This is a genomic window from Lysinibacillus sp. NPDC096212 (assembly GCF_044763105.1).
GTDB lineage: Bacteria > Bacillota > Bacilli > Bacillales_A > Planococcaceae > Lysinibacillus.
On the sequence record NZ_JBIWFQ010000019.1, the window covers coordinates 23,119 to 36,159 of the forward strand.

At 38.9% G+C, this 13,041-nt stretch carries 14 protein-coding genes; all 14 read left to right on the forward strand.

Features of this window, described 5'->3' with window-relative positions; genetic code table 11:
- Positions 1–78: 78 nt before the first annotated feature.
- The 14 genes from upp to spoIID all read left to right on the forward strand — a co-directional run bounded on the left by upp (position 79) and on the right by spoIID (position 13,036).
- Entirely contained in the window at positions 79–708 is a 630-nt protein-coding gene (gene upp, locus ACIQ7T_RS17740; protein ID WP_370078481.1) for a uracil phosphoribosyltransferase, read from the forward strand.
- Between the two features lie 422 nt (positions 709–1,130).
- Positions 1,131–2,252 carry a non-hydrolyzing UDP-N-acetylglucosamine 2-epimerase gene (gene wecB, locus ACIQ7T_RS17745; RefSeq protein ID WP_402872102.1) on the forward strand — a complete coding sequence of 374 codons (1,122 nt, stop codon included), beginning with the start codon at positions 1,131–1,133 and terminating at the stop codon, positions 2,250–2,252.
- Between the two features lie 518 nt (positions 2,253–2,770).
- Positions 2,771–3,142: an ATP synthase subunit I gene (locus ACIQ7T_RS17750; protein WP_249075151.1), complete on the forward strand. Its 372-nt coding sequence runs from the start codon at positions 2,771–2,773 to the stop codon at positions 3,140–3,142.
- 36 nt (positions 3,143–3,178) lie between these two features.
- Positions 3,179–3,901 (forward strand): F0F1 ATP synthase subunit A, encoded by a 723-nt coding sequence (gene atpB, locus ACIQ7T_RS17755; RefSeq protein ID WP_370078477.1) that lies wholly within the window; start codon positions 3,179–3,181, stop codon positions 3,899–3,901.
- Positions 3,902–3,967: 66 nt separating this feature from the next.
- On the forward strand, positions 3,968–4,192 hold the full coding sequence (gene atpE, locus ACIQ7T_RS17760; RefSeq protein ID WP_132360362.1) for a F0F1 ATP synthase subunit C: 225 nt from the start codon (positions 3,968–3,970) through the stop codon (positions 4,190–4,192).
- A gap of 173 nt (positions 4,193–4,365) precedes the next feature.
- Entirely contained in the window at positions 4,366–4,887 is a 522-nt protein-coding gene (gene atpF / locus ACIQ7T_RS17765; protein ID WP_370078475.1) for a F0F1 ATP synthase subunit B, read from the forward strand.
- The gene (locus tag ACIQ7T_RS17770) at positions 4,884–5,420 is read left to right on the forward strand and encodes a F0F1 ATP synthase subunit delta (protein WP_370078473.1); all 537 of its coding nucleotides are present in this window, start codon (positions 4,884–4,886) and stop codon (positions 5,418–5,420) included. Before atpF ends, ACIQ7T_RS17770 begins: the two co-directional genes overlap by 4 nt.
- A 28-nt stretch (positions 5,421–5,448) precedes the next feature.
- Positions 5,449–6,957 carry a F0F1 ATP synthase subunit alpha gene (gene atpA, locus ACIQ7T_RS17775; protein ID WP_053596444.1) on the forward strand — a complete coding sequence of 503 codons (1,509 nt, stop codon included), beginning with the start codon at positions 5,449–5,451 and terminating at the stop codon, positions 6,955–6,957.
- A gap of 47 nt (positions 6,958–7,004) precedes the next feature.
- Positions 7,005–7,862: an ATP synthase F1 subunit gamma gene (atpG, locus tag ACIQ7T_RS17780; protein ID WP_370078471.1), complete on the forward strand. Its 858-nt coding sequence runs from the start codon at positions 7,005–7,007 to the stop codon at positions 7,860–7,862.
- A gap of 49 nt (positions 7,863–7,911) precedes the next feature.
- Positions 7,912–9,327, forward strand: a complete 1,416-nt coding sequence (atpD, locus tag ACIQ7T_RS17785; protein WP_079559414.1) for a F0F1 ATP synthase subunit beta — start codon at positions 7,912–7,914, stop codon at positions 9,325–9,327.
- A 24-nt stretch (positions 9,328–9,351) separates the two neighbouring features.
- Complete coding sequence (locus ACIQ7T_RS17790) at positions 9,352–9,759, forward strand: F0F1 ATP synthase subunit epsilon (protein WP_370078469.1); 408 nt, start codon at positions 9,352–9,354, stop codon at positions 9,757–9,759.
- A 97-nt stretch (positions 9,760–9,856) separates the two neighbouring features.
- Entirely contained in the window at positions 9,857–10,096 is a 240-nt protein-coding gene (locus tag ACIQ7T_RS17795) for a DUF1146 family protein (RefSeq protein ID WP_370078467.1), read from the forward strand.
- A 500-nt stretch (positions 10,097–10,596) separates the two neighbouring features.
- The gene (murA, locus tag ACIQ7T_RS17800) at positions 10,597–11,910 is read left to right on the forward strand and encodes a UDP-N-acetylglucosamine 1-carboxyvinyltransferase (RefSeq protein ID WP_370078465.1); all 1,314 of its coding nucleotides are present in this window, start codon (positions 10,597–10,599) and stop codon (positions 11,908–11,910) included.
- A gap of 244 nt (positions 11,911–12,154) precedes the next feature.
- Complete coding sequence (gene spoIID, locus ACIQ7T_RS17805; RefSeq protein ID WP_402872111.1) at positions 12,155–13,036, forward strand: stage II sporulation protein D; 882 nt, start codon at positions 12,155–12,157, stop codon at positions 13,034–13,036.
- Positions 13,037–13,041: the final 5 nt, after the last annotated feature.

Below are 13,041 nucleotides of genomic sequence, written 5' to 3' on the forward strand. Positions count from 1 at the left end.
TATTTTTGAGACGACTCCTTTTTTCTGTTATACTAGGTGAGATAAAAATGAAATCCGAACGGTTAGGAGAGAATCCCTTTGAGCAAAGTATACGTATTTGATCATCCACTAATCCAACACAAGTTAACTTATATTCGTGATAAGAAAACAGGAACAAAAGAATTTCGTGAGCTAGTAGACGAAGTTGCAACATTAATGGCATTCGAAATTACACGTGATATGCCAGTAGAGGAAATTGAAATTGAGACACCTGTTACAGTTGCTAAAACAAAAGTACTTTCTGGTAAGAAAATTGCGATTGTACCGATTTTACGTGCAGGTATTGGCATGGTAGATGGCGTATTAAATCTAATTCCAGCTGCTAAAGTTGGTCATATCGGTCTTTATCGTGATCCAGAAACTTTAAAACCTGTAGAATACTATGCAAAACTTCCTGCAGATGTTGAAGAACGTGATTTCATCATTGTAGACCCAATGCTTGCAACAGGTGGATCAGCAGTGGAAGCGATCAACTCACTGAAAAAACGTGGTGCGAAAAGCATTAAATTTATGTGCTTAATCGCTGCGCCAGAGGGTGTAAAAGAAATTCAAGAACAACATCCAGATGTAGATATTTATATTGCTGCACTTGATGAAAAACTAAATGACCATGGCTACATTGTCCCTGGTTTAGGTGATGCAGGCGACCGCCTATTCGGTACAAAATAATACTGAACAATATTCAATGGTATTAACAAAATTCACCAACGGAAAATAGGGATGACATTTTGTTAAAACGTATATCATGATGATAAGTTGATTGGAGTGGAGACTGGGCGACTCCTCGGGGATCAGCGTTACAGATGAGACCCTGCAGCGAAGCGAAGCGGCTCATCGGACGCCCCCAGGAAAGCGCCCAGTCGGAACGGAAATCAACCTCACGTTATGATGATAAGCCAATGAAAAATAGATTTAGTATGTAATTTTTAGGAAACTTAAAATTTTTGGGAGCGTCCTTCAATATTGAAGGACGTTTCATAGTATGTTAGGCGAATTACTTCTCTTGAAGTTCGACACTTGCTTCATATGATGACGATCAATGGGGGTAACCACTTTTCATACAAATAAAACAAAGGACGGTGCAAATCGTTTTGACGAAAAAATGGAAAGTAATGACGATTTTCGGTACGAGACCAGAGGCTATCAAAATGGCTCCACTTGTATTGGAATTACAAAAGTATCCTGAGCAAATAGAATCGGTTGTGACGGTAACAGCACAACATCGCCAAATGCTCGACCAAGTTTTAGAAACATTTAAAATTACACCAGACTACGATTTAAATATTATGAAGGATCGTCAAACATTAATTGATGTGACGACTAATGCATTACAAGGCTTAGACAAAGTCATGAAAGAAGCGAAACCGGATATTGTTTTAGTACATGGCGATACAGCAACAACTTTCATTGCAAGTCTAGCTGCATTTTATAACCAAATTGCAATCGGGCATGTAGAAGCAGGTCTTCGAACTTGGAATAAGTATTCACCATACCCAGAGGAAATGAACCGCCAGTTAACAGGTGTTATGGCTGACCTTCATTTCGCACCAACGGAAGTATCAAAGAAAAACCTTTTAGATGAAAATAAAAATCCTGACACTATTTTTGTTACGGGTAACACAGCTATCGACGCATTAGCTACAACAGTAAGTGAACATTACACACACCCTGTGTTAGAAAAAATAGGGTCAGATCGTATGATTCTATTAACAGCACATCGTCGTGAAAATCTAGGTGAGCCTATGCGTCATATGTTTAGAGCAATTACTAGAATTTTAGCAGAGCATGAGGATGTACAAGTTGTTTATCCAGTTCATATGAACCCAGCTGTAAGAGAAATAGCGAATGAAATTTTAGGAGATCATAAGCGTGTACATTTAATTGAACCTCTTGAGGTCTTCGATTTCCATAATTTTGCGGCTAATTCTTATATGATTTTAACTGATTCTGGTGGCGTTCAAGAAGAAGCCCCTTCATTAGGTAAACCAGTTTTAGTACTTAGAGATACAACAGAGCGTCCAGAAGGTATTGCAGCAGGGACTCTTAAGCTAGCAGGAACAGAAGAAGAAACAATCTACTCTTTAGCTAAGCAATTAATAGAAGATGAAAATGCCTATGAAGCAATGGCAAAAGCATCAAACCCTTATGGTGATGGACATGCTTCTGAACGTATTGTGAAGACCCTTCTAGGATTTTTACAAAAAAGCAAGTAATATCCCCTTTTTAAAACAAAAAATGAGCCTAATGTACTAATTGTGATGGGTGGGCTAATTTACGAGCATATATGCGTCGTAAATTAGCTTTTTTTTGCACAAACGTGAACCATGATTTTGAAGCTATGAATTTTCATACACAAATTTGTCAACAATTTGACAAGAGTATAGTGGCTGTGAAGTTTTTCTCCTTTACTAATTGACTTCAAATATCTCCTATTGTATGCTTACAAAGGGTAATAATGATAAGGGTTTCTAATCGTAAATATAGGTTGAAACACTTGTTACATCAAGTTTCTACTAAATTGACAGTTCAAACCAAAAACTGTCGATTTGCAACGTTTTGTGCGTTTCGGGGTGTAAGATATTTTTTGGGATTTACACCTGTAATTTCAAATTAACGCTCTCCCGTTACTATTCCGCTGTGAGTAGTGTTTTTCACTGCTCTTTTCTGATTTCACATAGTGGTCAGCAAACGTTTCTTTACTCGAAAAAATGATTCAGGAGATTATAAACCAATGCTAGATTTGCATCACATTTTTGCTGTGCAGAAGAGAGCGTTATTTTTTTTGCTCGCACTCTGTGCATTAGGCTGGGGATTTACACCCTATCAGACGGTTTTTGCAGGCATCGCAATCGGTGCATTCTTTGGTACGTATAATTTTTGGATTTTAGTTCGCCGTATGGAGAAGTTTGATCGATCCATTAGTGAAGGGAAGAAAGTAGGCTCACTTGGTACAGCGCTTCGCTTTGCATCAGGTGTAGCGGCAGTCGCTTTAGCCATTTCGTTGCCAAACTATTTTCACTTAATTAGCACGGTCATAGGGCTAATGATTCCGTACGTTTTTCTCTTTGTCGAGAGAATAGTGTCACATGTAAGGAACCGCTAATGTGCTTTAAATTAGAAAGAGAGGTGAAAAATAACAATGAATCATGAAGCTCCATTAAAAGTAGTTGATTTTGGTTTGTTCAAGCTAACGTTCAACCTTTCAACTGTTATGATGTTACTAGTTGCGGCCGTAATCGTTTTCTTAATCGCTTTTATTTCAACTAGAAGCCTAAAGTTAAAACCTACAGGTATGCAAAACTTTATGGAATGGATTATGGATTTCGTAAAGAACATCATAAAAAGCAATATGGACTGGAAAACTGGTGGGCGATTCCACGTATTAGGTATCACACTAATTATGTTTATCGCTGTATCTAACTTATTAGGTCTTCCATTCTCGATCGCCTATAACGGCGAACTTTGGTGGAAATCTCCTACAGCTGACCCAACTGTTACAATGACGCTTGCAGCAATGATTTTAGCCTTAACACATTTCTATGGTATTAAAATGAAGGGGACAGGCCATTATGTTGGTACATTCTTCAAACCAATGTCATTCATGTTCCCGCTAAAAATCGTTGAAGAATTTGCGAACACTTTAACATTAGGTCTTCGTCTTTACGGTAACATTTATGCAGGTGAGATTCTACTTGGCTTAATCGCAGGTTTAGCATCATCTGGTGCTGTTGGATTCATCGGAGCAATTGTTCCAATGATGGCATGGCAAGGTTTCTCAATTTTCATCGGCTTTATCCAAGCCTTTATCTTCACAATGTTAACAATGGTTTACATGGCTCATAAAGTGAGCGATGACCATTAATATAAAGCATACACCTTATGCTTGAACCCAAAAAAAAACAAACAATTCCAAGGAGGAAATTTTCAAATGACAGGTTCATTAGGTTTATTAGCAGCAGCAATCGCAATCGGTTTAGGTGCACTTGGTGCAGGTATCGGTAACGGTCTTATCGTTTCAAAAACAGTAGAAGGTATCGCTCGTCAACCAGAAGCTCGTGGCGTTCTTCAAACTACAATGTTCATCGGGGTTGCATTAGTTGAAGCCCTACCAATCATCGCAGTAGTAATCGCATTCATCGTAATGAACAAATAATTCAGTTGTACACTGAATTCTAGTGGCGAAGCAGGAATCTCCAGATGAAACTTCGCCATTCATTTTGGAACTGATAAAAGCTATGTGTAAATATAGCTTTTTAAAATAGGTAGTTTTTCAAGTAATTAATTTATTATGTTGAAGTCAAAGCTCTTGAAGGGAGTGAAACAATCGTGTTTTTAGATAATCTTGTACTAGGCAATGCTAGTCCTGGTTTCAATAGTGGTGATATCGCCGCAACATTAGTTATCTTCTTATTACTAATGCTATTACTTAAAAAGTTCGCTTGGGGTCCACTTATGGGCATCATGCAACAACGTGAAGAATTAGTAGCTAGTGAAATCGAAGCAGCTGAAAAAGCGCGCAAAGATTCGCATCAATATTTAGAAGAACAAAAGAGCCTTCTTAAAGAAGCTCGTACGGAAGCACAATCGATTGTTGAAGGCGCTAAGAAGCAAGGCGAAGTGCAAAAAGAAGAAATTCTTACTGCAGCTCGCAATGAAGCAAACCGCTTAAAAGAATCGGCTTTACGTGAAATTGAGTCTGAAAAAGAAAAAGCTATTGCAGCTGTACGTGATGAAGTCGTTTCATTATCTGTACTTGCAGCATCTAAAGTCCTTAGCAAAGAGATTTCTGAGGCAGACAACCGTGCTCTAATTGAAGAGACGATTGCGAAGGCAGGGGAAGCTCGATGAGTAATTCAACTGTAGCAAAACGTTACGCACAAGCGCTTTTTGAATTAGCGCAACAAAAAAACATTCTTGCTGAAGTTGGAGCAGACTTAAACGAGCTAACAAAAGTAGTCAAAGAATCTCCTGATTTTTTAACACTTTTAAATGCTCCTAAGTTCTCTATCGAACGTAAGAAACAAATGGTAGCTGAAATCTTTGCAGGTGCAACTCCAGATGTTTTACACACAGTTCAACTACTTGTTGAGAAAAAACGTGTAAACGAAGTGAAGCTTATTGCGAACGCATATGCTGAGCTTGCTGCACAGGCACAAGGTACTGCAGATGCAACAGTATTCTCTACACGTGCACTTTCTGCTGAAGAAAGCGCTAATATTTCTACAACATTTGCGAAACTTGTAGGGAAACAATCATTAAACATTACAAACGAAATTGATCCATCGCTTCTTGGTGGTATTCGTGTTCAAATCGGTAATCATATTTATGATAGCTCAGTAGCGAACAAGCTTGAGCGCCTAAAACGTGAATTAATCGGTTAATAATTTAGAAATGTGAGAGGTGACATACATGGGCATCAAGGCTGAAGAAATCAGCAGTCTGATTAAACAACAGATTGAGAATTATGAATCTGAACTTAAAGTAAGCGAAGTTGGTACAGTTATCCGTATTGGTGACGGTATCGCTCTTGCTCATGGCCTCGACAACGCCATGGCTGGAGAACTTCTAGAGTTCTCTAACGGTGTTATGGGTATGGCTCAAAACCTAGAAGAAGGTAACGTTGGTATCGTAATCTTAGGTCCATACGCTGACATCAAAGAAGGCGATGAAGTTCGTCGTACAGGTCGTATCATGGAAGTACCAGTTGGTGAAGAACTAATTGGCCGTGTTGTAAACCCACTTGGTCAACCAGTGGATGGACAAGGTCCAATCAACACAACAAAATCTCGTCCAATCGAAAGTCCAGCTTTCGGTGTAATGGCTCGTAAATCAGTACACGAACCACTACAAACTGGTATCAAAGCGATTGACGCTTTAGTACCAATCGGTCGTGGTCAACGTGAGTTAATCATCGGTGACCGTCAAACTGGTAAAACATCAGTAGCAATCGATACAATCTTAAACCAAACTGGTGAAAATATGATTTGTATCTATGTTGCTATCGGTCAAAAAGAATCAACTGTACGTGGTGTAGTTGAAACGTTACGTAAGCACGGTGCATTAGATTATACAATCGTTGTAACTGCTGCTGCGTCTCAACCAGCTCCATTACTATACTTAGCACCATTTGCTGGTGTTTCTATGGCAGAAGAATTCATGTTACAAGGTAAGCACGTATTAATCGTGTATGATGATCTTTCTAAACAAGCATCAGCTTACCGTGAACTTTCACTTCTTCTACGCCGTCCTCCAGGTCGTGAAGCATACCCTGGTGACGTGTTCTACTTACACAGCCGCTTACTTGAACGTGCTGCGAAGTTAAATGAAACATATCAAAATGGTTCTATTACAGCTCTTCCATTCGTTGAGACACAAGCTGGGGATATCTCTGCATACATCCCAACTAACGTAATCTCAATTACTGATGGACAAATTTTCTTACAATCTGACTTATTCAACTCAGGTGTACGTCCAGCGATTAACGCCGGTCTTTCTGTATCACGTGTAGGTGGATCTGCTCAAATTAAAGCGATGAAAAAAGTTGCGGGTACTCTACGTCTTGACTTAGCTGCATTCCGTGAGCTTGAATCATTTGCTCAATTCGGTTCAGATTTAGATAAAATCACACTTGCTAAACTTGAGCGTGGTAAACGTACGGTTGAAGTGCTTAAACAAGACCTAAACAAACCACTTAAAGTTGAAAAGCAAGTTGCTATCCTTTATGCATTAACTAAAGGTCACTTAGATGATATTCCAGTACAAGATATCGTTCGCTTTGAAGGTGAATTCTTAAGCTGGTTAGAAACAAACCACACAAACGTTTTAGATCACGTTCGTACTACAAAAGAACTTGCTCCTGATGCGGATTACGTAGCAGCTTTAACTGAGTTCAAAAAAACTTTCGCTAAATCAGAATAAGTTCGAGCTAGTCACTTGATTAAAAAACAAAAGGTGGTGAAATACCAGTGGTAAACTTACGCGAAATAAAAGGTCGTATTAATTCTACAAAGAGTACGAAACAAATTACGAAAGCGATGCAGATGGTTTCTTCTTCCAAGTTACGTCGTGCAGAGCAAAATGCTAAAGCGTACGTTCCTTACATGGAAAAAATCCAGGACGTAGTAGGCGCAATCGCTTCAGGAACAAAAGACAGTGGACATCCAATGTTAACTGCTCGTCCTGTTAAGAAAACAGCTTACTTAGTCATTGGTTCTGACCGTGGGCTTGCAGGTGCTTACAACTCAAGTATCCTACGTCAAGTACAACGTACAATTGACGAGCGTCATAAATCAAAAGACGAATACGTTATTTTAGCAGTAGGTCGTGTTGTTCGTGACTACTTTGTGAAACGTGATCATAATGTCATCAGCGATGTTATCGGTCTTCCGGACCAACCAACATTTGCTGATATTAAAGAAATCGCTCGTAAAGCTGTTGGTATGTTCACTGATGGTACGTATGATGAACTTTATATGTACTACAATCACTTTGTCAGCGCTATTGCTAGCGAAGTGACAGAGAAAAAACTTCTTCCATTAACGGATCTTGCACCTGCTAGCAGTAATGCTTCTTACGAATTCGAGCCATCTGGTGAAGCAATTCTAGAAGTATTACTTCCACAATACGCGGAAAGCTTAGTTTACGGCGCATTATTAGATGGAAAAGCAAGTGAACATGCTTCTCGTATGACGGCTATGAAAAATGCAACTGATAACGCATCTGATCTTATTTCAGACCTTTCATTGCAATATAACCGTGCACGTCAAGCGGCGATTACACAAGAAATTACAGAAATCGTTGGTGGAGCTGCAGCCTTAGAATAGGCCCAGCTTCCCAATGTCGTATAAGAATACGATAGGAGGATACACAGTAATGAATAAAGGACATGTTATTCAAGTAATGGGTCCAGTTGTTGACGTAAAATTTAACAATGGCCAATTACCAGCAATCTATAACTCATTAACAGTTAAGATTGAACGTCCTAATGAAGAACCAACAATTCTTGCATTAGAAGTTGCTCTTCATTTAGGTGATGATTCTGTTCGTACAATTGCAATGTCATCTACTGATGGCTTACAACGTGGAGCAGAAGTAACAGACTCAGGAAAAGCTATCTCAGTACCAGTTGGTGAAGTTACTTTAGGTCGTGTATTCAACGTACTTGGAGAAGTAATCGACTTAGGTGAAGAGATTCCAGCTGACGTTCGTCGTGATTCAATTCACCGCGAAGCACCATCTTTCGATGAACTTTCAACTACAGTTGAAATTCTTGAAACAGGTATCAAAGTAGTAGACTTATTAGCACCATATATCAAAGGTGGTAAAATCGGTCTATTCGGTGGTGCCGGTGTAGGTAAAACTGTATTAATCCAAGAATTAATCAACAACATCGCACAAGAGCACTCAGGTATCTCTGTATTCGCTGGTGTAGGTGAGCGTACTCGTGAAGGGAACGACTTATTCTTCGAGATGAGCGATTCAGGCGTTATCAAGCAAACAGCGATGGTATTCGGTCAAATGAACGAGCCACCAGGTGCACGTATGCGTGTAGCTTTAACTGGTCTTACAATGGCAGAATACTTCCGTGATGAGCAAGGTGCTGACGTACTTTTATTCATCGACAATATCTTCCGTTTCACACAAGCAGGTTCTGAGGTTTCTGCCCTATTAGGTCGTATGCCTTCTGCGGTAGGTTACCAACCAACACTTGCAACTGAAATGGGTAAATTACAAGAACGTATCACATCTACTAACAAAGGTTCTGTAACTTCTATTCAAGCGATCTATGTACCAGCCGATGACTATACTGACCCGGCTCCAGCTACAACTTTCGCCCACTTAGATGCGACTACTAACCTTGAGCGTAAATTATCAGAAATGGGTATCTACCCTGCGGTTGACCCATTAGCTTCGACTTCTCGTGCTTTATCACCAGAAATCGTAGGCGCTGAGCACTACGCAATTGCTACTGGTGTACAACGTACAATCCAACGTTACCGTGAATTACAAGATATCATTGCTATCTTAGGTATGGATGAATTATCTGATGAAGATAAACAAACAGTAGAACGTGCTCGTCGTATTCAATTCTTCTTATCTCAAAACTTCCACGTTGCGGAACAATTTACTGGTCAAAAAGGTTCTTATGTACCTGTCAAAGAAACTGTTCGCTCATTCAAGGAAATCCTTGATGGCAAATGGGATCATCTACCAGAAGATGCTTTCCGTCTAGTTGGATCTATTGATGAAGTAGTTGAAAAAGCGAAAAGCATGGGCGTAGAGGTTTAATACTAGGGACGAGGAGGAAAAAATATGAAGACAGTTCTAGTCAATATTGTCACTCCCGACGGCCCAGTATACGATTCTGAAGTATCAATGGTAATCGCTAAAACAACTTCAGGTGAAATCGGTGTTCTTGCAGGCCATATTCCTATGGTTGCTCCACTTGCAATTGGTGCAGTGAAGCTTAAAAAAGAAGACGGTTCAACTGAACTAGTTGCCTTAAGCGGTGGTTTCATTGAAGTTCGCCCTGAAAAAATCTCAATTTTAGCGCCATCTGCTGAAATTGCTGAAAGCATCGATGTTAAACGTGCTAAAGAAGCCGTTAAACGTGCTGAAGGTCGTCTTCAAGATAAACAAGATAACATTGATTTCAAACGTGCTGACCTAGCATTAAAACGTGCGTTGAATCGTATCAACGTTCATGAGGGTAATATCTAATTCAAATTTTAACGGGCAGATTCAACATCTGTCCGTTTTTTAACATTATGCTACCGTTTGAACGTATCGCTAAAGGAATTAATATGGAGGAACCGACATGGAAATATATGAGGCAATAGGGCAGGAAGCTTTAATAGGGATTTTATCGCATATATTTTTTATCGCTATTACTTTTTATGCACTACAAGCGTTTATACTAGAAAAAATCTTTAAGAAGAATAAAGTTTTTCAAATCCAATTAATTTATATTTTATTAAGTATTGCGATAGGATCAGCCGTTTCTAATTTCTTTCTGCAAATTTCAAACTGGTCAGGGAAGCTTCCGTATTTATTTTAATAGCCCCTTATTACTATCTTTACGTTAGTAATTGAACTACATATTTCACAGGGCTTTATAACATAATTTATGCGGTCCTTTGAAATATGTAAATATTAGTTTAACTTTTTTTAACGGATGTCTTTTGTACTGAAAGCAACGTAGCGACAGGTACAGAATTCTCCCATCTCTTAAGGTGATGAGATGAATTCGGACGCAATTATTCCTTGGAATAATTGATATAAATCCATTAGATTTGGTTTTTGTTCACAAATCTTTGGGTAGATATTAGAAATTAACGCTTTTCTTCCGTGTTATTGGTCATTCACAAAAAAAAAAATCATGCGTACAATAAATAAATAGCAAAATATCAATAAATGACGTAAAATAGTGATTTGGATGCTTGAACGAGCGTAAGAAAAGTTGTACTATAGAGTTGTTTGTTTACTGATTATGACATTATACTTCTTTTTAAAATAAAATTTTGATAGATTATTAGATTGAATTCGGAGGGACATAGGGTGGAAAAAATAATAGTGACTGGCGGCCAAAAGCTACAGGGAAAAGTGCGCGTAGAGGGCGCAAAAAATGCGGTGTTACCAATCCTAGCAGCGGCTTTACTTGCTTCTAAAGGAGAAAATGTAATTAAAGAAGTCCCTAACTTAGCAGATGTCTTTACTATAAATGAAGTACTTAAAAGTCTAAATGCGGCAGTTACATATATACCTGAGGATAATACAGTATATATAGATACAACAAAAGAACTTTCTAGTGAAGCTCAATTTGAATTTGTCAGTAAAATGCGTGCATCAATTTTAGTGATGGGTTCCTTACTTGCTCGAAATGGCTATGCTCGTGTTGCTTTACCAGGGGGCTGTGCAATCGGTTCCCGTCCAATTGAGTTACATTTAAAGGGCTTTGAAGCTATGGGAGCAAAAATTTCTTTTGGCCATGGATATGTAGAGGCGAAGGCAGAAGGACGTTTAAAAGGCGCAAACGTGTATTTGGACTTCCCTAGCGTTGGGGCAACTGAAAATATTATGACAGCTGCAGCCTTAGCGCAAGGAACAACTGTAATTGAAAATGCTGCAAAAGAACCTGAAATTGTAGATCTTGCAAACTTCATTAATAGTATGGGTGGTCGTGTCATCGGTGCAGGTACGAATACGATTCGTATCGAAGGAGTCGATACATTATATGGAACAGAACATCATATTATTCCTGACCGTATTGAAGCTGGTACATTTATGGTTGCAGCAGCAATTACAAAAGGGGATGTAACGATTGAAAATGCTGTTCCTGAACATATGACAGCATTAATCGCAAAGATGCGTGAAATGGGTGTAGAAATAACTGAGCTAGATGAAGGAATCCGTGTACGTGCTCCTAAAACATTAAAAGCTGTTGATATTAAAACTATGCCACATCCAGGCTTCCCGACAGATATGCAATCTCAAATGATGGCATTAATGTTAACTGCTGAAGGTACGAGTATTATTACGGAAACGGTATTTGAAAATCGTTTTATGCATGTTGAGGAGTTCCGTCGCATGAATGCCGGTGCTAAAATAGAAGGACGTTCTGTGTTTATCGAAGGGCCTGTAAATCTTCAGGGTGCTGAAGTAATGGCGACTGATTTACGAGCTGCGGCTGCACTAATTTTAGCAGGCCTTGTATCTGAAGGTGTGACTAGAGTGACAAAGCTTCATCATTTAGATCGCGGTTATGTTGATTTCCATGGCAAGCTAGCTTCACTTGGCGCACAAATTGAACGCGTACCAGTTGAGGAAGTTATCATTAAAGAAAAAGCAACTGTTGAATTACCAACAAACTAAATAAATTTATAAACCCTTTGCTTACGAGCAGAGGGTTTTTTCTTCGTTAAGCGCTTTGCTACATTCGTTCAGTTTTATCGGAACGATTCTAAGATTTTTCGGATTGATTTTTGTTTGTATCGGAACAATTACCTTCTGCTTACCTCGCCAACGTCCACATATTTTCAAGAATTCTAGCATATTATTCCTTATGAAAAAATGGATAATGAGTATAGGCATAATTTGTTTGATTGGAGCATTATATATGCTTCCTGTGGCATTTGGTGAAAGACTTACGGTTAAGAATTCGCCTGCAACAACAGAGCAAGCTTGTGAAATATTCATAGAAGTGGAGGGACAACAAGAGAAAATCCCTTTAGAAACTTACGTAACTGGTGTGGTAGCTGCAGAAATGCCTGTTTCATTTAAAAAAGAAGCTTTAAAGGCACAAGCTATTGCAGCAAGGACATACGCGTTGAAATCGACAAATTACGGTAAAATAGCTATCGCTCCTACTGTTGCTAGACAAGTTTTTTACAATAAGGAGCAAAGAAAAGCGAATTGGACTAGCAATTTCCCGGGGAATGAAAAGAAAATTGTCGAGGCTATTAATGAAACGAAAGGACAAGTTCTTCTATATAATAATGAATTAATTACGGCAATGTTTCATTCTACGAGCAATGGGAAAACAGAAAGTGCCTACGATTTTAGTGGCAATGATGTCCCTTATTTACAAAGTGTTGCGAGTAATTCGGATCTATCATCACCAAAGTTTTCAGCGATGAAAGAATGGACATTAGCTGAATGGAATGCGCTTTGGCCTGTTAAATGGCAGGTAAGTGACTTCAACCGTGTACAGTTTTTTGTAAATGATTCAGGACGTGTTGAGCGCATGCAGTTAGGTAAGAATGTATGGTCAGGACGAGAAGTGCGAACACTTTTAGAAATATCATCAACGGATTTTAAAATTGCCTATAATTCTGCCGCTGGAAAAGTACAAGTGAGTACGAAAGGATACGGGCATGGGGTAGGAATGAGTCAATATGGAGCAGAGGCTATGGCAAGTGATGGGAAAACTGCTGACGAAATTTTACACTATTATTATCAAGATATTGAAATAAAAAAGATAGACGCATGTTTAAAATAACTTCT